Origin of the sequence: Bradyrhizobium altum, assembly GCF_020889705.1 — a bacterium.
Lineage (GTDB): Bacteria > Pseudomonadota > Alphaproteobacteria > Rhizobiales > Xanthobacteraceae > Bradyrhizobium > Bradyrhizobium altum.
On record NZ_JACMYP010000044.1, the window covers coordinates 1 to 22,710 of the forward strand.

21 protein-coding genes and 2 pseudogenes are annotated in these 22,710 nt (G+C 59.0%); 3 read left to right on the forward strand and 20 right to left on the reverse strand.

Annotated features, from left to right (window positions below; all coding sequences use genetic code 11):
* Positions 1–236 precede the first annotated feature (236 nt).
* Positions 237–569, forward strand: coding sequence for a hypothetical protein (locus H8B02_RS14195; RefSeq protein WP_229166813.1), 333 nt, complete (start codon positions 237–239; stop codon positions 567–569).
* A gap of 104 nt (positions 570–673) precedes the next feature.
* Here the strand turns inward: H8B02_RS14195 and H8B02_RS14200 are convergent, their stop codons facing one another.
* Entirely contained in the window at positions 674–1,519 is an 846-nt protein-coding gene (locus H8B02_RS14200; protein WP_229166814.1) for an alpha/beta fold hydrolase, read from the reverse strand.
* 222 nt (positions 1,520–1,741) lie between these two features.
* Here H8B02_RS14200 and H8B02_RS48935 point away from each other — a divergent pair.
* Positions 1,742–1,859: pseudogene (locus H8B02_RS48935) on the forward strand (IS5/IS1182 family transposase); the annotation flags it as partial.
* Between the two features lie 446 nt (positions 1,860–2,305).
* Here H8B02_RS48935 and fdxB read toward each other — a convergent pair.
* The 19 genes and pseudogenes from fdxB to H8B02_RS14300 form a co-directional block, all read right to left on the reverse strand.
* Positions 2,306–2,598, reverse strand: a pseudogene (gene fdxB, locus H8B02_RS14210) (ferredoxin III, nif-specific).
* A 13-nt stretch (positions 2,599–2,611) separates the two neighbouring features.
* Positions 2,612–2,812, reverse strand: coding sequence for a CCE_0567 family metalloprotein (locus H8B02_RS14215; protein WP_229166815.1), 201 nt, complete (start codon positions 2,810–2,812; stop codon positions 2,612–2,614).
* An 8-nt stretch (positions 2,813–2,820) separates the two neighbouring features.
* Positions 2,821–3,291: a NifX-associated nitrogen fixation protein gene (locus tag H8B02_RS14220; RefSeq protein ID WP_229166816.1), complete on the reverse strand. Its 471-nt coding sequence runs from the start codon at positions 3,289–3,291 to the stop codon at positions 2,821–2,823.
* A 6-nt stretch (positions 3,292–3,297) separates the two neighbouring features.
* Positions 3,298–3,693 (reverse strand): nitrogen fixation protein NifX, encoded by a 396-nt coding sequence (gene nifX / locus H8B02_RS14225; RefSeq protein WP_229166817.1) that lies wholly within the window; start codon positions 3,691–3,693, stop codon positions 3,298–3,300.
* The gene (gene nifN / locus H8B02_RS14230; RefSeq protein ID WP_229166818.1) at positions 3,690–5,099 is read right to left on the reverse strand and encodes a nitrogenase iron-molybdenum cofactor biosynthesis protein NifN; all 1,410 of its coding nucleotides are present in this window, start codon (positions 5,097–5,099) and stop codon (positions 3,690–3,692) included. Before nifN ends, nifX begins: the two co-directional genes overlap by 4 nt.
* A 9-nt stretch (positions 5,100–5,108) precedes the next feature.
* Positions 5,109–6,755: a nitrogenase iron-molybdenum cofactor biosynthesis protein NifE gene (nifE, locus tag H8B02_RS14235; protein WP_229166819.1), complete on the reverse strand. Its 1,647-nt coding sequence runs from the start codon at positions 6,753–6,755 to the stop codon at positions 5,109–5,111.
* 98 nt (positions 6,756–6,853) lie between these two features.
* Entirely contained in the window at positions 6,854–8,410 is a 1,557-nt protein-coding gene (nifK, locus tag H8B02_RS14240; RefSeq protein ID WP_229166820.1) for a nitrogenase molybdenum-iron protein subunit beta, read from the reverse strand.
* A gap of 90 nt (positions 8,411–8,500) precedes the next feature.
* Positions 8,501–10,003 carry a nitrogenase molybdenum-iron protein alpha chain gene (gene nifD / locus H8B02_RS14245; RefSeq protein ID WP_229166845.1) on the reverse strand — a complete coding sequence of 501 codons (1,503 nt, stop codon included), beginning with the start codon at positions 10,001–10,003 and terminating at the stop codon, positions 8,501–8,503.
* A 460-nt stretch (positions 10,004–10,463) separates the two neighbouring features.
* Positions 10,464–11,711: a cysteine desulfurase gene (locus H8B02_RS14250; protein ID WP_229166821.1), complete on the reverse strand. Its 1,248-nt coding sequence runs from the start codon at positions 11,709–11,711 to the stop codon at positions 10,464–10,466.
* Complete coding sequence (gene sufD / locus H8B02_RS14255; RefSeq protein WP_229166822.1) at positions 11,708–13,030, reverse strand: Fe-S cluster assembly protein SufD; 1,323 nt, start codon at positions 13,028–13,030, stop codon at positions 11,708–11,710. Before sufD ends, H8B02_RS14250 begins: the two co-directional genes overlap by 4 nt.
* Positions 13,031–13,049: 19 nt before the next feature.
* The gene (sufC, locus tag H8B02_RS14260; RefSeq protein WP_229166823.1) at positions 13,050–13,802 is read right to left on the reverse strand and encodes a Fe-S cluster assembly ATPase SufC; all 753 of its coding nucleotides are present in this window, start codon (positions 13,800–13,802) and stop codon (positions 13,050–13,052) included.
* A 69-nt stretch (positions 13,803–13,871) separates the two neighbouring features.
* Entirely contained in the window at positions 13,872–15,368 is a 1,497-nt protein-coding gene (gene sufB, locus H8B02_RS14265; protein WP_229166824.1) for a Fe-S cluster assembly protein SufB, read from the reverse strand.
* A gap of 183 nt (positions 15,369–15,551) precedes the next feature.
* Positions 15,552–15,746 (reverse strand): 4Fe-4S binding protein, encoded by a 195-nt coding sequence (locus H8B02_RS14270; protein ID WP_229166825.1) that lies wholly within the window; start codon positions 15,744–15,746, stop codon positions 15,552–15,554.
* Between the two features lie 706 nt (positions 15,747–16,452).
* Positions 16,453–17,565 (reverse strand): alanine dehydrogenase, encoded by a 1,113-nt coding sequence (gene ald, locus H8B02_RS14275; RefSeq protein ID WP_229166826.1) that lies wholly within the window; start codon positions 17,563–17,565, stop codon positions 16,453–16,455.
* Between the two features lie 28 nt (positions 17,566–17,593).
* The gene (locus H8B02_RS48940) at positions 17,594–18,112 is read right to left on the reverse strand and encodes a hypothetical protein (RefSeq protein ID WP_376711658.1); all 519 of its coding nucleotides are present in this window, start codon (positions 18,110–18,112) and stop codon (positions 17,594–17,596) included.
* 115 nt (positions 18,113–18,227) lie between these two features.
* On the reverse strand, positions 18,228–18,914 hold the full coding sequence (locus H8B02_RS14285) for a molybdate ABC transporter permease subunit (RefSeq protein WP_229166827.1): 687 nt from the start codon (positions 18,912–18,914) through the stop codon (positions 18,228–18,230).
* Between the two features lie 5 nt (positions 18,915–18,919).
* A complete protein-coding gene (locus tag H8B02_RS14290; RefSeq protein ID WP_229166828.1) occupies positions 18,920–19,477 on the reverse strand; it encodes a hypothetical protein in 558 nt (185 codons plus the stop codon).
* A gap of 473 nt (positions 19,478–19,950) precedes the next feature.
* Positions 19,951–20,514, reverse strand: a complete 564-nt coding sequence (locus tag H8B02_RS14295; protein WP_229166829.1) for a flavin reductase family protein — start codon at positions 20,512–20,514, stop codon at positions 19,951–19,953.
* Positions 20,511–20,669, reverse strand: a complete 159-nt coding sequence (locus H8B02_RS14300; protein WP_229166830.1) for a hypothetical protein — start codon at positions 20,667–20,669, stop codon at positions 20,511–20,513. The genes H8B02_RS14295 and H8B02_RS14300 overlap by 4 nt, the downstream gene beginning before the upstream one ends.
* A gap of 548 nt (positions 20,670–21,217) precedes the next feature.
* Between H8B02_RS14300 and dctA the strand changes: the two genes are divergently transcribed.
* Positions 21,218–22,540: a C4-dicarboxylate transporter DctA gene (gene dctA / locus H8B02_RS14305; RefSeq protein WP_229166831.1), complete on the forward strand. Its 1,323-nt coding sequence runs from the start codon at positions 21,218–21,220 to the stop codon at positions 22,538–22,540.
* Positions 22,541–22,710: the final 170 nt, after the last annotated feature.

Genomic DNA, 22,710 nt, shown 5'->3' on the forward strand with positions numbered 1-22,710 from the left:
GGTCTAACATCACTCGGAACATGGCGCGGGCCGCTCCGGGAAGCGGGTTGACCATCTCTTCTTCCTCGATAAGATCAGCGAGCATCGCCACATGCGACGGCCCCTTGAGCGCGACCAACCATATTCCGTGAGGTGTCCGCGAATCGCCTTGATCAGCTGGGTTCGCTGCCGCATGAACAGATCACGGGTTCTAAACACCAGGCCGCCCGCCTGCTGCTCTTCGCACCACGAATCGCATGCTCGGCCGCTGGGCTGCTTCGCAAATCGCCTCGGCATCGATCGCGTCATTGTTTTGCCGGCTTTGCGAACGGCTTTACATAGGCGGGCGGGATCAGCCGAACTTCATGGCCAAGCTGAGCGAGCTGGCGGGCCCGGTGATGTGCTCCACCACACGCCTCCAACGCTACCGTGCAACTCGGCTGGGTCGCGAAGAAATCCCGCCGCTTTCCTCGGCTGATCCGCTTGCTGAACATTGCTCGACCCTGTCCATCTGCTCCGTGCACGTGAAAAACGTGCTTGGCGATATCCAGACCGATTATGATAACCTCAGACACGGACGCCTCCCTTAAGTGGTCTCAACACCTCCACTTTGGCACATCGATGCCGTCGGGCGGGGCGTCAACCCCGTCATAAATCGGACTGAAGGGGCGAACTCGCATGAACACTGCTGCTTTCAGTGCTGCGATGTAAACTTCAAGATAGCCTCATTGAAGTCTTTGGGGTTCTGAAGATTCATTCCGTGACCCGCGCGCCGAATGATGACCGGCGGTCCGAAATTGCCCCGCTTCCGCATTTCTGAAATCAGAACTCCGTTCAGAAGTGGCGACTTTTCACCATTCAACATTAGCACCGGGAAATTGAATTTACGCAGCTCCTCATCTTTAGTGAGCGGTTGTGGACAATCAACGATTGCTGTCCAGATATTCTGTAGGAATTCCTTCTGCCGTTCCGCTGACAAGCTCTCCCACCAACCGGGACCATTTAAGCGAAACATGAACCGCACCGTGCCGCCTTCAACGTCCCCCTTTGCTACGTCTTTCCGCAAATCATCAAATAGGCTTTGCCTGAACGCCGTCGCCTTCAAATTCTCTTCCGTTTCGGAGAGTTCTAGCCTTACACCTGCGTCCGCCAGAATGAGCGTTCGGATTGCGTTCGGGTACTTTTTCGCCACTTCGATAGCTACCGTTCCGCCGCGAGAAACGCCTAATAAGTGAACGGGACCAAGTGTGAGCTTTTGAACGAAGGCAGCCAAATCGTCGGCATGCTGAGCGAATGAGAAATCGTTTCCTACGCCATCCCACACTTCAGGAAAGTAGTGTCTAAGGCTTACGTTGAGAACTCGATGCTGCTTAGAAAACGGTCCGAGCTGATCTGGCCAGATTCGGTAATCACAAAACGATCCATGGATTAGGACCAGTGGCGAGCCCGCTCCCCGGTCTTGATAGGCCATCGGATACCCATTTACCTCAATCCATTTCACATCAGGAGGGATCGACCACTTCGGCGGCACATAAGGCATCGGCAGAGTCTCCAAACGGCCTGCTAATAAGAGCAGGCAAGCGAGGTACGTGCAAGCCGTGGGAATGTCCGCTTCTGCCCTGGCGCTGGCCGGTCTCAGGGGTGTTGTGTTTCGGCGAGCCCCTGTGATTCAAACTCCCAAACTGGGGGGCGAATCATGCGCTACGAACTCGCAGACTATGAATGGCTTGCCGTCAAGCCGATGCTGCCGAACAAGCCGCATGCACTTGCCGCCTCCCATGACGCCGCTGTCCAGATGATCGACACGTCTTGTCCGCGTGCATCAAGGCGGAGCCTGCATAACAAGGAACCAGCGCCAATCGATGGGAAGGTCACGCGGGCTGCCGCCGCAGGATACCGCTTCAACGCGGCCGGTCACGATCAAGGCAGGCATGATTGTCCACGGCCGGCACTGTGGCCCGCCAGAGGATAAAAGCACCATCCTTCCGAGGATCGTCCCATTTCTGGACACCAGCATTTTGTAATCGGCTATGATCTGGTTCGCGTCTCGCTCACCAAATACTCGGCCCCGAGTAGGCGTTAAACGACCTTCCACGAAACCCGGACCTTGCGATGGGAGAACGATCTTCCCGACGGGTTGCCGGTCAATCTATGGGCTTGCCTTGCGGATCAAGCAGGCCTGGCCGCAATGTCGCCGAACGCTCCGTCTCAACAATCGAGGCCATCCGAGCACACCGCCCTGATCTCCTTTGCAGGTTCACGTGTCGACGATAAGGCAAGTCCCTCGCATATATCGCGCCCGCCGTGAGAGGCCCCCGGCCGCTGCTCAGGCAGCTTTAGCTGAAATGTGGGTTTGACAGTTGGCCGGGCAAACCCTTGCGCAGGCGCCGCAGCCGATGCAGGCGCCCTGATCACTCAGAACCATGACTTTTTTTCGATCTCATCGTCCCCGTCATCGTCGAGATCGACAAGTTCGCCCTCCTCGTTGATTCCTTTCAACGTCATGACGTCTCGACCGCACACCTTGAAACAACGGCCACAGCCGATGCACTTCTTGGGATCGATCGAGATCAGGTAGTCCGGCGTCCAGTCGCGGCCATCGCACGTTGCAAATGACATGATTCGAAAGCCCTTAGGTCTTTTCCAGCGCCTTCAAATCACGGCTCTTGCGTTCGAGTTCGGCATAGGCACCGTGTGCCTTCTCTGCCACTGCCATGATCGAAGTCCAGTTGATGGGAAGTTCTTCCGAAAGGTCGTGCAGATCCATTTTGGCTTGTAGCGCTTTGGCCGACAGTTTCTTTAGTTCTGTCTTCAGTGTTTCACGATCGCTCATGAGTGCCCTCAATAGTTCGCCACGTCCGGAAATTTCCGTATCAGATCGATTCCTTCCCAGACATATTTGTCACCTTCCCGCACGAGCTTTGCGAGATTGACGAAGCCGAAGCGATGCACATCGCGTAGTTGCTTGTTCACGGCGACCAGCCGGCCTCCGATCAGCACCACGCGGCCAAAGCCTTCATGGTGCAGCTTCAGCATCGGCGTGATCATCACGCCGGTCACCCTCTCGATCGAGAGCGCGACCGCATTGAAGAACAGCTCAAGCCGCCACAGCGTATCGGGATCTGGATCGCCGACGACCGGCAGGGCGCGCCGCTTCTCCTTGTCCAAGATATAGGGTTCAAGCAGGTCGAGATCGCTCTTGGCCTCCCAGGCTCCGTTGGTATCCTGAGCGCGCCAAATCTTGACCAGCTCCTTGAGGAACGGCGCATCGACGACGCTGCCCTGCTGCTCTATTGATACGGCCTTGGTCATCTCACCTCAATCATCGAACTCGAATGTGCGCCGTTGATCCTTCGCCATGGCCTTGCGAAGCCAGGGAGGTGGCGTGCCCTTCAGGACGTGCTCGAGCTTTTCGAGCAGCACAAGGATGTCTTCTGGCTTGTTCATCTTGATCGGATGAATCTTGTTGGCCACCACCCGCGCAGCGCCGGCACCGCCGATGGCGGCGACGTAAAGGATCGCGCAATCCTTGATCGCCTCGATCTTGGGCGCCAACTTGTCGTCATTGCCGTCTTCCCTGAGATCGCCCTCAAACTCAACCGCTTTGAGAAACACGTGCCCACCTGGCGCGACATCGTAGATAGCGATATTCTTTGCCCAACCGAAATGGGCATCGACGCGTCTTAGGTCTTGTGTGGCGAACGCGACCTTCATGCAATCGACCTCTCAGTTGAACCCATAGAGCTGCGGTTCCCGGCCCCCGCTGGCACTGCGGCCAGACCCCGCCATCTGTCGGGCGTCGGCTGATGATTCTCCTCGCGGTCCGCGATCACGAGATTGGCGATATCGAAGATCAGATCGCGCGTACCACGATACCCGATAGATAATTGGTGCCCTGCGCCAAGCCGATCGAACATCGGAAAACCGGCTCGATAGAACGGGATTTTTAGCCGAGCCGCCGCTTGCCTGCCATGCGAATGCGTGATCAGCAGGTCGCAATGCTTGGTTCTGGCAACCTCTTCCAGATCCTCGAGATCGCCAATCAGTACCTCCTCGGTCTTGATCCGCTCGATCACCGCCGACTGCGTGGTAGTCACCGCCGCGGTCACCTGCGCGCCCATGTCATGCAGCATGCTGGACAGATCGAACAGCAGGTCGGGCTCAGCCGCGATCGCAAGTTTGCGACCGCCGATATGGAAGTGCGCATCCAGCATTGCATCGGCGAGCTGGCCGCGCTGGCGCCGATATTTCGACGGGACGGGGCGACCGCTGATCTCGCTCAAGAAAGTCATCAAGTCGTCGTTCGGGCCGAGACCGCACAGCCGTTCGAACAGGCGAAATGGCACGCCCGTCTTGGCCTGCATGACCTCCGCTGCTCGCCGCATCTGCCCGCCGACCGCAATGGTCCATCCGGCGCGGCCCATGCTCGCGATTTCGCCGACGCCGATGCCGCCGAAGGTCGTTGCCGTAAACTCATCGGGGATATGCCCATCGAGCGACCCCGCCAGATCAGGCAGGAAGCACGGCCGCAACCCAAAATCCTCCAGGATGGCACGGAGTTCATCGAGATCACCCGGCGTGAGATGACATCCTGGAAGAACGTTCACCCTCGATGGATCGCGCAGGCCATTGACGTTTGGCCCTTCCACCAGCATCTCCACAATGCGCGCCACAGCCTTCTCCCAGCCGTCCTGGAACGCACTTTTGAAATCAGGCGTCGAGACACAGACCAGCGGTAATTTCGCAAGCTGGGGATGCTTGTCGCGGATCAGCTTGAGGTAGGCGTCCACATCGTCGCCATTGGTCTCGGTGACACCCGTCGAGCAGATTCCGATGATTTTTGGCTTGGTACGGTTGTAGATATTGAGTATCGCCTGCTCGAGATTCTCGTAGCCGCCGAGCACGGTCGCGACCTCGCTCATCGCGGTAGTCTGCAGTGGTACAGCTTCCTTGAAATGCCGCACAAAGAGGGTGAGCCCGAAGGAGGTGCAACCTTGTGAGCCGTGCAGAAGCGGCATCGCCCCACTCAGCCCCATGAAGGCAAATGCGGCGCCGATCGGCTGGCTCATCTTCAGCGGGTTAATCGCGCACGCTTTTGTCGGTACCGTGGCGGTGGCCATGACACCTCCCTATTCAGCAGCTTGCAGCCCGGCAGGTGGCGAGGACGCCAGAACGTCCTCGATGCGTCGCTTGCAGCAACCACCGACTGCATTGGTGTGGTCTCTGACTGCCTCGACGCTCCTTAGGCCATGCGCGTAGATCGCATCCTCGATTGTGCCGAGATCCACTGTTTTACAGAAGCAGATCTTTCTCGCGCGCCGCGCCGCCTCCGTGACCGCCGGATCGCAAGCGACCGCGGCCACCGTCGATTGCATCTGCACCATTGCCCTGGCCAATGCCTGCCATGGCGCCGGACGACGTAGCTGCTCCCACATCGGGTTGGAGAGCGACTTATCGATCTCCTCCACCAGCTTGACCATTCCGAGATAGCCCATATAGGCGTGGCAACGCTCCTGGTTGATGTCGAGCCAAGGCATCGCCGCCTTCAGTGCAACGAACTGCGATTTGCCGCCCGAGAGCATGATGTCCGCTTTGGCGTCCTTCAACATCTTGTACATTTCGCGCGGCGTCATATCCTCGATCATGCGGGCATCCTGCCCCATGAGCTGCTTGATGCGTTCCTTGTCCTCCCTTGTCGATTTCTTCACGCTGGTTCCGACCAGTTCGAGGCCGGCTTGCTGTAGCGCCGCAACGACCGACCATGACTTGACGCCGCCGGTAATCAACAAAGCCTTCTTGCCTTTGAATCGCAATTTGTATGGCCCGATCGCGGCCCATGCTCTCGCTTCCTCGCGTGCGATCACAGCTTCGGTGCGCCCCAGCAGATCTTTCGGCGCGCCGCGCTCAACCAACAAGCGGGCAATCTGGCGCAGCGACTCGCTCGAATCCTGGATACCGTAGAACGACCCTTCGAAGAACGGAATGCCGTAGCGCTCCTCCATCTTGCGCGCGACGTTGATCATGGCTTTCGAGCACACCAACATCGCCGCCCGTGCACGATGCGATGAAGCGACTTCGCGATATTTGGCATCGCCCGAGATGCAGGAGAGAATCCGCACTCCAAGCTCATCCAACAAAGGCTTCACTTGCCAGAGCTCTCCCGAGAGATTGTATTCTCCAATGAGGTTGACATCGTACGGTGTGGTGTAGTCCGGCTCTTGCGTTCCGATCACATAGTCGAGTAAGGCCTCGCCGGCGAGTTTGTTGCCGAGGTTCTTGGAACCAACGAACCCCGGGGAATTGATCGGGATCACCGGCTTGCCAAACCTTTGAGATGCCGCCTTACAGACCGCGTTGATATCGTCGCCGATCATGGCCGGGATGCAGGTCTGATAGACGAAGATGGCGGGCGGATCGTACTTGTCGATGATCTCCTTGATCGCTTTGCAGAGCCGTTTCTCGCCTCCAAACACGATATCGGTTTCGCTCATATCGGTCGTGAATGCGGTGCGCCACAGACTAGAGCCGGAAGATGCCGCGCCGCGATTATCCCACGAATTGCCTTCGCACGCGATCGGACCATGTACGAGGTGAGCGACGTCGGTAATGGGCTGCAGCGCAATCTTTGCGCCGTCGAACGCACAGCCGCCCGCAGCGCTGCCTGGCTGCAGCTGTTTGGTGCAGCCCTTTTTGCGCTCGGCCTCCGACTTGCTGCCATTCTTGGCGCAGCCGGGCTCGTTGAAAATACTCTGGACCCTGGCCGCTAGCGAACTCATTCGTTTTCCTTTCGATCGAAACCAGATGCAAAGCCAGCCATCATGCCCTTTGTGCCATCGTCGATGTCCTCGGCGATGGCGCACCGCATTGTCCGCCATCAACGAATGATGTCGAAGCTGTAGTCGGTTTTGCCGAGAACATTTGTTTTCTTGTCAATTTCGTCGAAGATCTTGTCGAGGATCTTCACCAGCACATTCAGGCCGCCCTGATAGCCCCATACAGGGGAGCGGTGATGGTGATGCCGATCGAAAATTGGAAAACCGATGCGGATCAATGGCGTTCCCGTATCGCGCTCCAGGTACTTGCCGTGGGTGTTGCCAATCAGAAAATCGACCGGATCGGTGAACAAGAGCGAACGCATGTGCCAGAGGTCTCGCCCCGGATAGGCTTGGCAAACCTGTCCAAATGGCGAGCTTGCAAACAGCGCCTGCATTTTTTCCTGCCACGCCTTGTTGCCGTTGGTGGACAGCACATGAGTTGGTTCGGCACCGAGTTCGAGCAGAAAGGCAGCCAACCCATAGCAGGGATCCGGATCGCCGTAGATCGCGAACTTCTTGCCATGGATATGCGCGCTGGAGTCCGCGATGGCATCAACCAAGCGGCCCCGCTCTCGCGCGAGCTCCTCCGGAATCTCCTTGCCGCTGATGCGTGATAATGCCACGAGAACATCATCCGTCGCGGATACGCCGACCGGGTAATTGAAAGACACAACATCCTGGCCATGCGCGGATACGAACGACAGCGTTTTTTCCGTACACCATTGCTGCATGGAGATTGTCGCCTTGGCGTGAACCGCGTTAGCCGCGTCTTCCAGCGTGGTACCGCCGTCGTACATCCGGAACTCGCCATCGGTTGGGGTATCGAAGACTTCAGAGTTGTCGGCAAGAAGCGTGTGTTTGATGCCCATCAATGCCAAGATGCGCTTGATCTCGCGAAGGTTGCCAACGGTATAGCCATCGAAACCGCCGATGATGTTCATTGCCTCGTTTGGCTTGCGCTCCAGCTTCGGCGCTGTTCCGGCCTTGCCGTCCCAAAAATGCTCCAGAATGCCCTTGAGCGCATTGTCATAGCCGGTGACGTGACTGCCGACGAACGCCGGCGTGTGTGCGAACGGCACGTCGAACTCTGCCGGAACCGAACCCTTCTCCTTCGACGTCTTGATGAAGGCGTTGAGGTCATCGCCGATTACCTCGGCCATGCAGGTCGTCGAGACCGCGATCATCTTGGGTTTGTACATGTTGTAGCTGTTGGCGAGGCCGTCGATCATGTTGTTCAGCCCGCCAAATACAGCGGCGTCTTCCGTCATCGACGAAGACACGCAGGAGCTCGGCTCCTTGAAGTGCCGCGACAGATGGCTGCGGTAATAGGCCACGCAGCCTTGCGAGCCGTGGACGAAGGGCAGCGTGCCCTCAAAACCAACCGAGACGAATACGGCGCCAAGCGGCTGGCAGGCCTTGGCCGGATTTACCGCGAGCGCCTCCCGCGCGAAATTCTTCTCGCGATATTCAGCCGTTTTCGTCCATTCCTTGATACGTTCGACCTCGGCAGGATCGCGGGGATTCTCGAACATCTTCTTGTCGGCCAGCATTTGTTGGTATTCTGGACCGCGGAACAGTTCGAGATGATCGAGCACATGTTCTGCACTCTGCGCCATTGTTAAGATCCTTCACTATCGAAATTGATGTCGCTCCGGCTCTCCGCAGAGAGTGGGATTGAGTTGCTCTATTGTGGAACCAAGTGCGTGTTATTCTGCAGCCAACAGCTTCGGCTTCGCAGCTTCCTTCCAGGGCGCCTTCATCTTCTTCCAGATCGGCGAGTTGACAGCCATGTCCATGTCCCGCGCGAAGATCGCAAAGCCGTCATAGCCGTGATACGGGCCCGAATAATCCCAGGAATGCATCTGCCGGAACGGCACACCCATCTTTTGGAAAACGTATTTCTCCTTGATGCCCGATCCGACCAGATCGGGCTGCACCTTTTCGACGAAGCGCTCGAACTCATAGCCGTTGACGTCGTCGTAGATGAGGGTGCTGTCCTTGACGTAATGCTGGGCGGTGCGTTGATAGTCGTCGTTATGGCCGAACTCGTATCCGGTGCCCACGACTTCCATGCCGAGATCCTCGTACGCGCCAATCACATGACGCGGACGAAGCCCGCCGACGTACAGCATCACCGTCCTGCCCTCCAGGCGTTGGCGATATTTTGCGATCACGGCGTTCACCAGCGGCTGGTACTTTTCGATCACCCGCTCGGCGCCTTCCTTGATCTTGTCGTCGAAATAGCCCGCAATCTTGCGCAGCGATTCTGCGATCTTTGACGGTCCGAAGAAGTTATACTCGCACCAGGGGATACCGAACTTCTCTTCCATGTGGCGGGAGATGTAGTTCATGGAACGGTAGCAATGCAGAATATTGAGCTTTGCCTTCGGCGTCGCTTCGAGCTCAGCGAGTGAACCGTCGCCGGACCACTGCGCAATCACCCTCAGGCCCATTTCCTCCAGCAGAATTCGCGATGACCAGGCATCGCCACCGATATTGTAGTCTCCGATGATCGCAACATCGTAGGGCGTCGGCTCGAACTTTGGTTTGCCGTCGGGCTCGAGCTTGTCGAAAATCCAATCGCGCACCGCGTCGTTGGCAATGTGGTGGCCAAGCGACTGCGACACGCCGCGAAAGCCCTCACAGCGGACAGGCACGATGGTCTTGCCGCCGTATTCCTTGGATTTCGCTCTTGACACGGCCTCGATGTCGTCCCCGATCAGTCCGATCGGGCATTCCGATTGGATGGTGATGCCGTTGTTGAGCGGGAACAGCTCTTGGATTTCGTCAAGGATTTTGATCAGTTTCTTGTCGCCACCAAATACGATGTCTTTTTCCTGGAAGTCGGAGGTGAACTGCAGGGTCACGAAACTGTCGATGCCCGTCGTGCCAACGTAATAGTTACGACGCGAGCCCCACGAATACTGGCCACAGCCAACCGGGCCATGGCTGAGATGGACCATGTCCTTGATCGGTCCCCAGACCACCCCCTTGGATCCTGCATAGGCGCAGCCTCTGATTGTCATCACACCAGGTATTGATTTGATGTTGGACTTGACCCCGCAGTCCGACTTGCCGACTTGGTGAACGTTGAGGTGCTTGGCACGCCGTTTCGCGGTCTTCTCCGGATAGACTTTCAGCACCTCCTCGATCAGCTCTTTGTTGCGAGCCCTGATTTCTGCAATGCTCTGGGTCGTGGCGAGACTCATGCGGATGTCCTTCAAGGGTTAGCTGTTGGAGAGCGGCTTGCTGACCAAGACTTTTGCAACGAGCATGCCAGTCCGTCGCGCGCGCAAAAACCAGAGTGAATAAAAGCAGTTAGCGCGCCTCGTCCGATGAGACTGGTTGTTGTTGCGAACGCGACATCGCGCTTTGCCCGGAGACTTCTTCGTTAGTCCTGTTCGAAATGGAACAAGTGCCGGCTATGCGCGGAGCAGCGCCGCGCAAGTCTCGAAGGCGCGAAGTTGCCGCCGATTGCAGTACCTTGCGATCACGCGCGCCGGGACGCCGCTAACATGGAAAACAAGCTAGCTGGCGGGTCCGGCTGCCAATGCCATCTATGTTTGCAGAGACGACAGAAGCTTACCTTCATCGAGAACGATGATGGCCTTGCTCATGACGTCATTGATCCTAAGCTGCCTGGTTACCGAGACTGGAAAGCTCGCCGGTTCACGAGAAGAGCTGCCTCGCCTTGATAAGCGCGCCCACGAGCGTATCAATCTCTTCGTATGTGTTGTAGAGTCCGAAGGACGCACGGCATGTCGCCAGAACACCGAAGCGCTTGAGCAGCGGCATCGCGCAATGGGCCCCCGCCCGCACCGCTACACCTGCGCGGTCGACAACGGTGGCAATATCATGCGCATGCGCACCCTTCATATCAAATGAAATGATTGGCCCCTTCTCGGCCGGTGTCCCGATCATGCGCACGGAGTTGACGTCCCCCAGCTGCTGCTGAGCGTAGGCAAGCAACGCGCACTCGTGCTCGCGGATCTGCTCCTTGCCTATTGAATTGATGTAATCCACAGCCGCCCCGAGACCGACCGCCTCAACGATCGGTGGCGTCCCCGCCTCGAACCGGTGCGGCGGATCACCATAGATGACGCCGGCACGTGAGACCTCACGGATCATCTCGCCGCCTCCATTGAAGGGTGGCATCAACGCCAGATGCTGAGATTTGCCGTAAAGCACGCCGATGCCCGTCGGGCCATAGAGCTTGTGGCCCGTCATCACATAGAAATCGCAATCGATGTCGCAGACGTCGGCGCTCAGATGGACGCACCCTTGCGAACCATCGATCAGCACCGGGACACCACGAGCGTGCGCGGTTCTCACCACGTCCTTGACCGGCACGACGGTCCCGAGCACGTTCGACATCTGTGTGATCGCAACCATTTTGGTGCGTCGGGTCAGGATCTGCTCAAATGCATCCAGCAGGAAGTTGCCGTCATCATCTACTGGCGCCCATTTGATCACTGCACCGTGCCGTTCCCTGAGAAAATGCCATGGCACGATGTTGGAATGGTGTTCCATCATCGAGAGGACGATCTCATCCCCTGGGGTGACGCGATCTCGGCCGAAGGTCTGGGCGACCAGATTGATTGCCTCGGTGGCGCTGCGGGTGAAGATGATCTCTTCGTCTAGATGGGCATTCAAAAATCGCGCCAACTTGGTACGGGCGCCTTCATACGCCTCGGTCGCCGCGTTAGCGAGGTAGTGCAAACCGCGATGCACGTTGGCGTATTCGCTTGAGTACACCTGCATCATGCGGTCAAGTACCGCCTTCGGCTTCTGCGCCGAGGCGGCGTTGTCGAGATAGACCAGCGGCTTGCCGTAGATCGTCATGCCCAGCGCAGGAAAGTCCGTACGCAGACGGTTAACCTCGTACCGGCCATTGCTCATCGCGGGATGCACGCTCATCGCCGCGCCTGCAGCCAGTGTTCAGCTTGCGCGGTCACAAAATCCCGCAGATTCTCGGTAGCGATTTCCTCGATCGCCTCGCCCAGGAATGCTCTGATCAGCAAAGCCTGCGCGTCCTTCTCCGATAGACCGCGAGCGCGCAGATAAAATACGAGAGTACCGTCCAGCGCACCTGATGTCGATCCGTGGCCGCAAGTCACGTCGTCGGCCAAGATTTCAAGTTCGGGCTTGTTGTCGGCCTCGGCCTCGTCGGATAGAAGCAGCGCTCGCGTCGTCAGCGTGGCGTCCGTCTTCTGCGCGCCAGGACGCACGACAATCCGGCCTTGGAACACCGAACAGCCGCAATCATCGATAACCGCACGGAACTTCTCCCCGCTGGTGCAATGTGGCACGGCGTGGTCGACGACGATTGTCGTATCGACGTGCTGCTTGTGCCTGATGAGATTGACCCCGTTCGCCGACAGCTTTGATCCCTCGCCGGCAAGCGTGACGAATCCTTGATAGCGACTGACCGAGCCGCCGCAGGTCATGCTGAAGAGATCAAGCTTCGCCCTGGCGCCGACCGCGATGATTCCCGACGAGATGTTCACCGCGTCAGCGGCGTCGGCTGCCAGTCGGATATGCGAAAGGCTCGCCTCGTCACCAACCAGGGCGATTGTCGCATCGTTGATCTGATAGCCGCTCGCGCCTTCGGTCGAGACGAAGCTTTCCAGCACGGCCGCATACGCGCCGTGACCGAGCTGCAGATAGGAACGCGTGAAGTTGGACGCCAACGATCCGGTTGCGACGTGAACGATCTGTATCGGACGCTTTAGCGCCTTGCCCTCAGCGATCGTAATCACCAAGCCATCGGTTGCCATTGCCGCATTGAGCGAGATCATCGCATCAGTCGTCGTCGACAGCACCAGACTGGCTATCGCGCTATCGGTTGAATTTTCCAGGACCTCTCGGAGCGACCGCACATCGACCCCATTTTCCAGCCTGCCGACATCGGATAGCTCGGGGGCGAATATGCCATCTACCAAGACGAGTTTGACCGCTTGATCGACTGCCGCTTGCTTAACTGACGCCGCTGCGCGCACCAGCGCAACCGCATCGGGTTGCGGAGCGAGTGGCAGGACCGCGCCAATCAGCGCGCGCAGATCGGTGTATCTCCAAGCCTCGATGCGCCGATGCGGGAGGCCGGCTCGCTCGTAGGCCTCAAATGCCCTCGCACGGATATGAGCGACGGGCCCGGAGCCAGGCAGCCGTCCATGCGCCGCGGCGAAGACATTGTCTATTGCGCGCCCGGCGGCGGCTTTGGCTGCAATTTGCTTCATCTGGAAATCCCTTGAGCCGTCACGCCGCGTCCTCGAATTGGGCGTAGCCACGAGCCTCAAGCTCCAGCGCGAGTTCTTTGCCGCCGCTCTTTCTTACCTGCCCTTTCGACATCACGTGCACAACGTCCGGTACGATGTGGTCGAGAAGCCGCCGATAGTGGGTGATCACGATCATCGCTCGTTCCGGCGAACGCAAAGCGTTGATACCGCCCGCGACAATCCGCAGCGCGTCGATATCGAGGCCGGAATCGATCTCGTCCAGGATGCACAGGCTCGGTTCGAACAGCGCCATCTGCAAAATCTCGTTGCGCTTCTTCTCGCCGCCGGAATATCCGACATTGAGGCCGCGCTTGAGCATGCCTTGCGGGATGTTGAGCGACTTAGCGACCTCGCGGACTCGTTTCATAAAATCGGGCGTGGAGAATTCCATTTGTGCGCGCGCCTTGCGCTGGGCGTTCAGCGCCGCACGCAGGAAGTTCATGGTGGTTACGCCGGGAATTTCCACCGGATATTGGAAGGCAAGAAATACGCCCTTGGCGGCGCGCTCGTCTGCTTCCATCGCGAGCAGGTCTTCATCCTTGAATAGGATTTGGCCAGCGCTCACTTGATAGCCGGGTTTGCCGGAGATAACGCGGCTGAGTGTTGACTTTCCGGAGCCGTTCGGCCCCATGATCGCATGCACCTCACCCGCATTGACCGTAAGATCGAGGCCGCGAAGAATTTCGCAGTCCTCGATACCAACATGCAAATCTCGGACTTCAAGTAGCGCCATTGTGATCTGATCCTGAAATGCGTCAACCGGAACGCGAGCCGCAATCGTGAGCGCTCGCGGAACGCTTCGTTATCCGACGGATCCCTCGAGCGAGATCGAGATCAACTTCTGCGCTTCCACCGCGAATTCCATTGGCAGTTTTTGCAGAACGTCTTTCGCGAAGCCGTTGACGACGAGGCCGACGGCTTCTTCCTGCGAGAGCCCGCGCTGGATGCAGTAGAACAGCACGTCCTCGGAAATCTTCGACGTCGTCGCCTCATGCTCGAACGTCGCCGAGAAATTCTTGGCCTCGACATAGGGCACGGTGTGCGCGCCGCATTTGTCGCCGATCAGCAGCGAGTCGCAGGCGGTGTAGTTGCGCGCGCCGGTGGCTTTGCGGTGCGCGCTGACGAGGCCGCGATAGGTGTTCTGCGACTTGCCGGCGGCGATGCCCTTGGAGATGATCCGGCTCGACGTGTTCTTGCCGAGGTGGATCATCTTTGTGCCAGAGTCGACCTGCTGGAAACCGTTCGAGATCGCGATCGAGTAGAACTCGCCGCTCGAATTGTCGCCGCGCAGGATGCAGCTCGGATATTTCCAGGTGATCGCCGAACCGGTCTCGACCTGGGTCCAGGAGATCTTCGAATTGCGACCACGGCAGTCGCCACGCTTGGTGACGAAATTGTAGATGCCGCCCTTGCCCTCGGAATTGCCGGGGTACCAGTTCTGCACCGTCGAATACTTGATCTCGGCGTCGTCGAGCGTGACCAGCTCGACCACGGCCGCATGCAGCTGGTTCTCATCGCGCTGCGGCGCGGTGCAGCCTTCGAGATAGGAAACGTAGGAGCCCTTGTCGGCGATGATCAGCGTGCGTTCGAACTGGCCGGTGTTGCGCTCGTTGATGCGGAAATAGGTCGACAGCTCCATCGGGCAGCGCACGCCCGGCGGCACGTAGACGAACGAGCCGTCGGAGAACACCGCCGAGTTGAGCGTCGCGAAGTAGTTGTCCGAGGTCGGCACCACGGTGCCGAGATATTTCTGCACCAGCTCGGGATGCTCGCGGATCGCCTCCGAGATCGGCATGAAGATCACGCCGGCCGCCTTCAGCTCCTTCTGGAAGGTGGTCGCGACCGACACCGAATCGAACACGGCGTCGACCGCGATCTTCCGGTTGGCCGACGGCTCGCCGCCGGGCGGCGGCTCGACGCCCTCGAGGATCGCAACCTCGCGCAGGGGAATGCCGAGCTTCTCGTAGGTCTTGAGGATTTCCGGATCGATCTCGTCGATCGAGGACAGCGTCTTCTTCGGCTTCGGCGCCGCGTAATAGTAGATGTCCTGATAGTCAATCTTCGGATAGTTGACGCGCGCCCAGGTCGGCTCGGTCATGGTCAACCAGCGGCGATACGCCTCCAGACGCCACTCCAGCATCCAGGCCGGCTCATTCTTCTTTGCGGAGATGAAGCGGACGGTGTCTTCCGACAGCCCCTTCGGGGCCTTGTCGGATTCGATCAGCGTCTCAAACCCATATCGATACTGGTCGACGTCGATGCGCCGGACGCGCTCGACCGTCTCTGGCACAGCTACCATTGCCCACTCCGCTCGCGCACGGACAACTCCGGCCGACGATGATTGTCCCGCGCCCCCTCCGAGCTGATCGCGCAAATCACGGGACCAGCGAGCGAGAGAATCAGGTGACCGATGCAGGCAGACGCTGCCGTCGCTAGAGTCTTCACCATGTTTTGTGCCGAAGCCCCACTCATCGGCTACTCCTTATGCCGGCACGCAGGTGTCGGGCACTGGGCAAACGACGGCGCATTGCGGCGCGTCAAAACGCCCCTCACATTGGGTGCACTGGGTCGGATTGATCACATATATGTCGTTCTTCAGGCTGATCGCGGCGTTGGGACATTCGAACTCACACGCGCCGCAGACGGTGCACTGGGACGCAATTATCTTGTAGGCCATCGCTGCGATTCCATAAGCAGAAGTGAGGGACCGCTTCTTGCTTTCAAATCTTATGCCAAAGAGCTTAGGCTTGATTTGTCTCGGCTATTTTCCAAAGCGCATGACGCCGCCTCAACGGTTGTCGCAAATGCCACAATCGACCTCACGGCAGCTTGATCTCGACGCCGTAGTTTGAGCGCAGGGTCGATCCCGGCGGCAGTCAGCCGACCGCGTTCGCCAGCCCCAGGGCACGGTCCTTCCCATGGCCGCGGTGGCGCGGCTACGATCGGGCCTAGCCTCTTGCCGAGTGCTCCGCTGCTGCGTCAGGTTGGCGGGGCCGATCATATCGGTTCTACTCACCGAAAGGCGGCGGATTCAGCTATAGCGCTATGATGAAAGAGCCGCTGCAGACGTCACTGGTCGGGTTCGCATTCCACAGCACAGCCTGAAAACGTCGGGGCGGTCGCGCAGATAAAAATCGCTTCGATGATCGCGGGCCCTCTGGGCGAGCCGCTGCAGGCAATGTTCGATCCCCGCTGATTACCGGCAAACCTGCATTCAGATGCCCTGTAGGGGACGACTGAAAGCCAAGCGCGATGGTCTGGGATCCCCCGCGCCGCGCTGCGAAGAAATGCCAGCGGCGCTCAGCAGATTGATAGAGCCGAAAAAAAGCCACCCCGAAGGGTGGCCCAAGTCAGGGAGGAAACGCCCGTGTGGGCCTCTGGGATCAGGCCGCAGCCTGTTCGATCGGAGAGAAAGGAAATCCGAGGCTCTCGGCGACCGCCTTGTAAGTCAGCCGGCCTCGATGGACATTGAGGCCCGCGCGCAGGTGCGGATTCTCGAGCACGGCGGAAAAACCCTTGTTGGCCAGAGCCAAACCAAACGGCAGCGTGGCATTGTTCAGTGCCTGGCTCGAGGTCAGCGGCACAGCGCCGGGCATATTGGCCACGCAGTAATGAATGATGCCATCCACTTCGTAAGTTGGATCAGCGTGAGTGGTTGGGTGCGATGTCTCAAAGCAGCCGCCCTGATCGATAGCAACGTCCACGATGACTGCTCTGTTGCGCATTGAGCTCAGCATGCCCCGGCGGACCAGCTTCGGCGCGCTCGCTCCTGGAACGAGCACCGCACCAATCACCACGTCGGCCGCAAATACTTCCTCCTCTACGGATTCGATGGTGGAGAACCTGGTACGAACGCGCCCTTCGAATAGCTCGTCCAACTCGCGGAGCCGGGGTATCGAACGGTCGATGATGGTGACCTCTGCGCCCAAACCGACCGCCATGCGCGCCGCGTGCGTGCCGACGACGCCGCCCCCGATCACCACGATCCGAGCCGGCTGAACACCGGGCACTCCACCAATCAACAGCCCTCGTCCGCCTGCACTCCGCTTCAGCGCACTACCCGCCGCTTCGATCCCAAGCCTGCCCGCGACCTCGCTCATCGGCGCCAACAGTGGAAGACCACCATGGGCATCAGTTACGGTCTCATATGCGATCGCGGTGCACCCAGATTTTAGAAGCCCCTTGGCCTGTTCCGGGTCTGGCGCCAGATGCAGGTAAGTGAAGAGGATCTGGCCTTCCCGCAGCTGGCTCCATTCCGACGGCTGAGGCTCCTTAACCTTTACGATCATCTCGCTCGATGCGAATACCTCGCCTGCGGAATCCAGAATCGCCGCGCCGGCGGCGCGATAATCGTCATCGGTTGCACCTATCCCCGCACCGGCATCGGTCTCGATCATCAGGCGGTGGCCCGCTGCCACGTATTCGCGGACGGCTCCAGGGGTAAGGCCCACGCGATATTCGTGCGCCTTGATTTCCTTGGGGACCCCGACCTTCATTTGAAAACTCCCTGCCTGGAGCGCCTTTTTAATCGCAAGAGCACAGCGATATTGCGATGCAGGCGACTAAATGGTACAGGAATTCAGCGATCTTTGGCCTGCTACGCAGGATTTCAAACAAACAGATGCGAAGCGGGTTGAATGACCCATCTTCGCTGAGCTTAATCATCGTTCCCGCATGCTCGCCGCAAATGGGCGCCGCACCTTCAACAGATCCGAGGCAATTGTTCGCCCGACAACCCATCGACAATTCGTCCGCCGCCAGGCAGCGATGCGGAATCAGAGGCGATCTCAACTTGAAGATCGGCGCTTTGGCGCGTTGACATGATCGCCACCCCATGGTCGCCGAGGCTGCCGGACACCAGCACAAGGTCCCTGATCCTTGCTTTGTCGGCGGAGAGATCTCGCGAGCGAAGAATTCGTCCAGTTTGGAAAAGCGCTGCGTGGAAACCCCGACATCATCGGCCCTCGCCTCGGGCAAAGGCGCGGACTGTGCTGAATTGAAGCTGATACCAGCAGCCGCCGCGGCCGCAACAAGCTTGTTCATTGTGTCCTTGCCAAGATTGGACGGATCTGGCCCGCAATACTGCTGCTCGGTTATGATCGGACATGTCTGGCCAGCACGCCGAAGGTGCTTCGATCCAGCCTGGTACGCCTCCCCCTCATGTGCTTCTCCTGGCACATCGTTTGTCGATGAGGGTTAAGGTGAACATGACCGCAAAGGCGAACATCACCATACCGCCTGCAACCCAACTTGCCTCGCGCCAGCGCGATGCTTGGACGTAGTCAATGACGTAGGCTGAGACCACCTTGGTGCGCCCAGGAATATTGCCGCCGATCATCATGACGACACCGAATGTGCCGATCGTATGAGCAAAGCCAACCACTCCAGCCTTGAGGAACTCCAGCCGTGCCAGCGGCAGGCCGATGGTAATGAAGGCATACAACGGAAAAGCGCACTGACTGGCCACAACTTCCTGCGGGCCTTCGCTCATCGCAACAAAGGCGGTACGGATCGGCTGCACTACCAGCGGTAGCGCCGAGAGGACCGATCCGATTACGATTCCCGCAAAGGTAAAGGCGAGCGTGTGCTCGCCCCAGAAAGAGGCGAGAAGGCCGCCTGGTCCGTTCGGGCCGAGCAGGACGAGTACGCAGAAACCGAGCGCCGTCGGCGGCAGCACAAGCGGCAGCGCGATCATTGTCGCTACCGCCTCGCTCAGAACCGTCTTTGAGCGTGCTAGCCACCACGCGAGCGGCGCGCCAATAACCAGCAGAACCATTGTCGTCACGCTGGCGAGTTCGATCGTGAGCGCAACGGATTGCCAGATCTCTGGCGAAAGGGCATCCATGTGCGTCAGCCCACCGGCGAGAGCACGTCGCCGTACCGGCGCAGTGAGCGTATGCACGCCCGGCTCGCTGAGGAATTTGGCGCGCATCGCCTTTTGATCGGATCCAAGCTCCAAGAACGGGGCGTCTTGCTTAGCTTCGGCTGCGCCCCTTGCGGGATGGCGACCGCATCCGTTGTGTTTGCTTCAGCTGTCCCTCTTCGAGCCACGACACGCCTGCAGATCGACAGCATCGTGATCGATGACGGCTTGCGGGTCCCCGCGCCATTCACGGCGCATGAAGGCGAATTCGCCGCAGCCGTGAGGTGGTTTTCCGGAGCCGCGGGGGCATTCTCAAGCAGCCCAGTAGGTCGAATGCTGTCGCTCGAGCGGAACGTCTGAAATGTTGCAGCTTGCGGGCCTTGGCTGTCGAGCTCGGTGCTCGCGTTAACGCTCAATACGGTCTCGGGCCGCCCCGCTGGCTTCGACAACGCGACACGCTTATCGTCCGGCATGCGGAATTTCGTGGCGGCCGGCAGATTGATTCGCGTCGTTTCTGCGAGCAACAGCGGCATCGCAAGCATCATCGGAAACTCCTATGACAGGGTCGCTTCGACCGATCTAACGGCGGAACGCTCCTCGCTTGCCATCCAGCAATCCCCGTGCCGTTTCCGAAATGTGGAGCGCTCTGCGCCTAACGTGAGAAAAACGCGCATGGATGCCACCTCACTTTGGGGTGGACCTAACGCGCTGTCAGGTTTCCGGCATCTTTGTTCTCAAGCAGACAACGACGGCAGAATGAAATGGCAGATCGGCCGGCCGAGAGATGCGCGTTCTGCAAGGCCTCGATGCAAATCCTCACGTGGATGCTGCTTCGAAGTATTAGTTGGTTTGTTTAGTGTCCCTCAAAGGACCTTGGGACATGCGCTAGTTGCCGGGCAAGGAACCCGCAGGAGTCGCAGCGAAGCTATAGCGCGTCCGGGCGGTGGAGTATACCGACGGTGATAGCGCCGCGGGCGCGAGAGACACATGCAAAGATCTTTTCGTTCGCGTGCTTTTGCTACTCGCTGAAGAAACCGTCGTGGTGGTCAAGCTCACCGTCGATTTTGACGAGATCGATCGCGCAGGCGCCGCACTCGCCGCGCCGGCAATCCGAAATCACCTCGTATCCGGCCTCATTGAGCACGTCCAGCAACGAGCGCTCGCCGAATCTCGATCTCCAGGGCGCCATCTGCAAGGCACCCCCGGAAACCTTCGGTCGGCCGCGAGCCGCTGGAGCCGAAAGTCTCGTAGCGTAGGTCGGATAGTGCGCGTCCTGCGCCGGTCCAGGCCCGGCGCGCGGCATCATCCGGATCGGACCGCACAAGAAGGTCAGGACGTCAGGCGGCAGCGAGGCGAACAAGCCATCGAAATCGAGCCTGCGCCCTTCGCTGCCTGCATGGACAATAAGTCGCTCGTTCAGCAAGGGGGCGAGAACGTCCAAATAGACGGCTTGCTCACGGGAAGACACGGCACAGCGCAGAGTGAAGTCGGCATCGCGGCACGCCAGCGCCTGCTCTGCCCCGATCAGTGGCGTACTACCGATGCCGCGCGATAGGGCAGTAATGCCGGCGCGCCCAGTCAATCGGCAGCAGCGAGGCGGCTGACGTAACCGTCAGCCCGCGCGCCCGGCGCGAGCGACCACATGTACTGCGAGCCGCCGCGGGAGTCCTCCGCGCGCCGCACGGCGATACGATAGCCGGTTCGATCGGCTTCGCCGACCAAGGAACAGGACCGCATCTCCGGACGCCCATCGATAGTGACGGCGATATTGATCTGGCTGTCGACCGGATAGGCATCGTGACGCCGAGACGCCTATCGGCTCAGCGAGCGCCGATGCGGATACGCCTCACATCGACCAGCCCGCTAGATGACACGCGCTTCCATCGCCTGGATGCCTACGATCCAAACAATCAATTTTACCAATGTAACGTACTGTTGCATCAAGCTCAGCAGTCGAACGTGCTGATCGCTCTAGGACTTCTATGCCGAGACTTGATTCGGCAAAATGCGGCCCGACGCCTTCGAGATCGACCTCACAAATGCCGTTCGACGATTCAATCTGACCTCGTCAGTCCGATGCCCACTCGATCGTCTGCAGGTTGGGCCTCTGGTGCAGATCTTGCTTGACGAAAAAGATAATGTAACTGAACGCCGCCTTTGGAATGACGCGCCGGCTCTCGGAACCGTCTTCAATCGGACACGGCTAAAATGACTACCTCCTATGATGCCGTCGCCTCTCAACGACGCAGCGGCTCGCATGCGAGTGTATTCGGGAAGGAAGCGTCATGACCACCATGGCAACTGCGGCGCCCGCGCGCACGTCGCAGACTTGGTATAAAATTCTCTACATTCAGGTGTTGATCGCGATCATGATTGGCGCCATCGTCGGCTGGCTGTGGCCATCGGTCGCAACCAACGACTGGGTCAAAGCGCTCGGTGACGGCTTCATCAAGCTGATCAAGATGGTGATCGCGCCGATCATCTTCTGCACCGTCGCATCCGGCATCGCGCATATTCAGGATGCAAAGAAAGTCGGGCGCGTCGGCGTCAAAGCGCTGGTCTATTTCGAGATCGTATCGAGCTTTGCCCTGGTGCTGGGCCTTGTCATGGGCAATCTGGTCCAAATCGGCCGTGGTCTTGCGGTCAACCCGGACGCTGCGGCGGTCGCCAATTACGTCAAACAGGCGGAAGCCTCGAAGACCGTCGACTTTTTTCTCAATATAATTCCCGATACTGTGGTCGGCGCCCTCGCTCGCGGCGATATTTTGCAAGTGCTCCTGTTCGCGATCCTGTTTGGCTTTTCGCTGATGGCGCTGGGGGAGCGTGGAGAACGGCTGCGCGGCATGATTGACGACTTCGCGCACGCGGTGTTCGGCGTGATCGCCATCGTAATGAAAGCGGCCCCGATCGGTGCGTTCGGCGCGATGGCCTTCGCGATCGGCAAGTTCGGGCCGGCGGCGCTCGGTAATCTGATTGGGCTGATCGTACTATTCTATGCGACGGCCGCGATATTTGTGGCCGTCGTGCTCGGCCTGATCTCGCGGATCGTCGGCTTTTCAATATTCAAATTCATTATCTATATCAAGGACGAGCTCCTGATCGTGCTCGGCACCTCGTCCTCGGAAAGCGCGCTGCCGCAATTGATGGAGAAGCTCGAGCGGCTGGGCTGCTCAAAGCCCGTGGTCGGCCTCGTGGTGCCAACCGGCTACTCCTTCAACCTCGACGGCACCAACATTTATATGACGCTTGCAACATTGTTTATTGCGCAGGCACTCGGGGTCGATCTCACCTTTGGCCAGCAGCTCACGATCTTGCTCGTGGCAATGCTGACCTCGAAGGGAGCAAGCGGCGTCACCGGCGCAGGCTTCATCACACTCGCCGCGACATTGTCGGTGGTCAACCCAGCGCTAGTGCCGGGCATGGCAATCGTATTCTCGATCGACAAGTTTATGAGCGAGGTGCGAGCTCTTACCAACATCACCGGCAATGGTATCGCCGCGGTGTTCGTGTCCTGGTGGGAAGGCGAGCTCGACGACGCGACGCTGCATGCCCGGCTTAAGCAACCCACCGTTTCCACCGGTATCGATACACGAAACTCAAGGAGGTAGGCTCCGCATCTTATCCGTGATTTCAAGGCGCGCTCAACTGAGCGTAGCCAACTCGGCGATTTTTCGTAGTTCAGATCGGCACAGCCGCTCGAACTGCGAGCCGGAGCTTTTTTCGTGGGATCTGCGGATCGCACCGCTGTCTCCGTGTCGCGCCCCAACGGCGTCTGAGA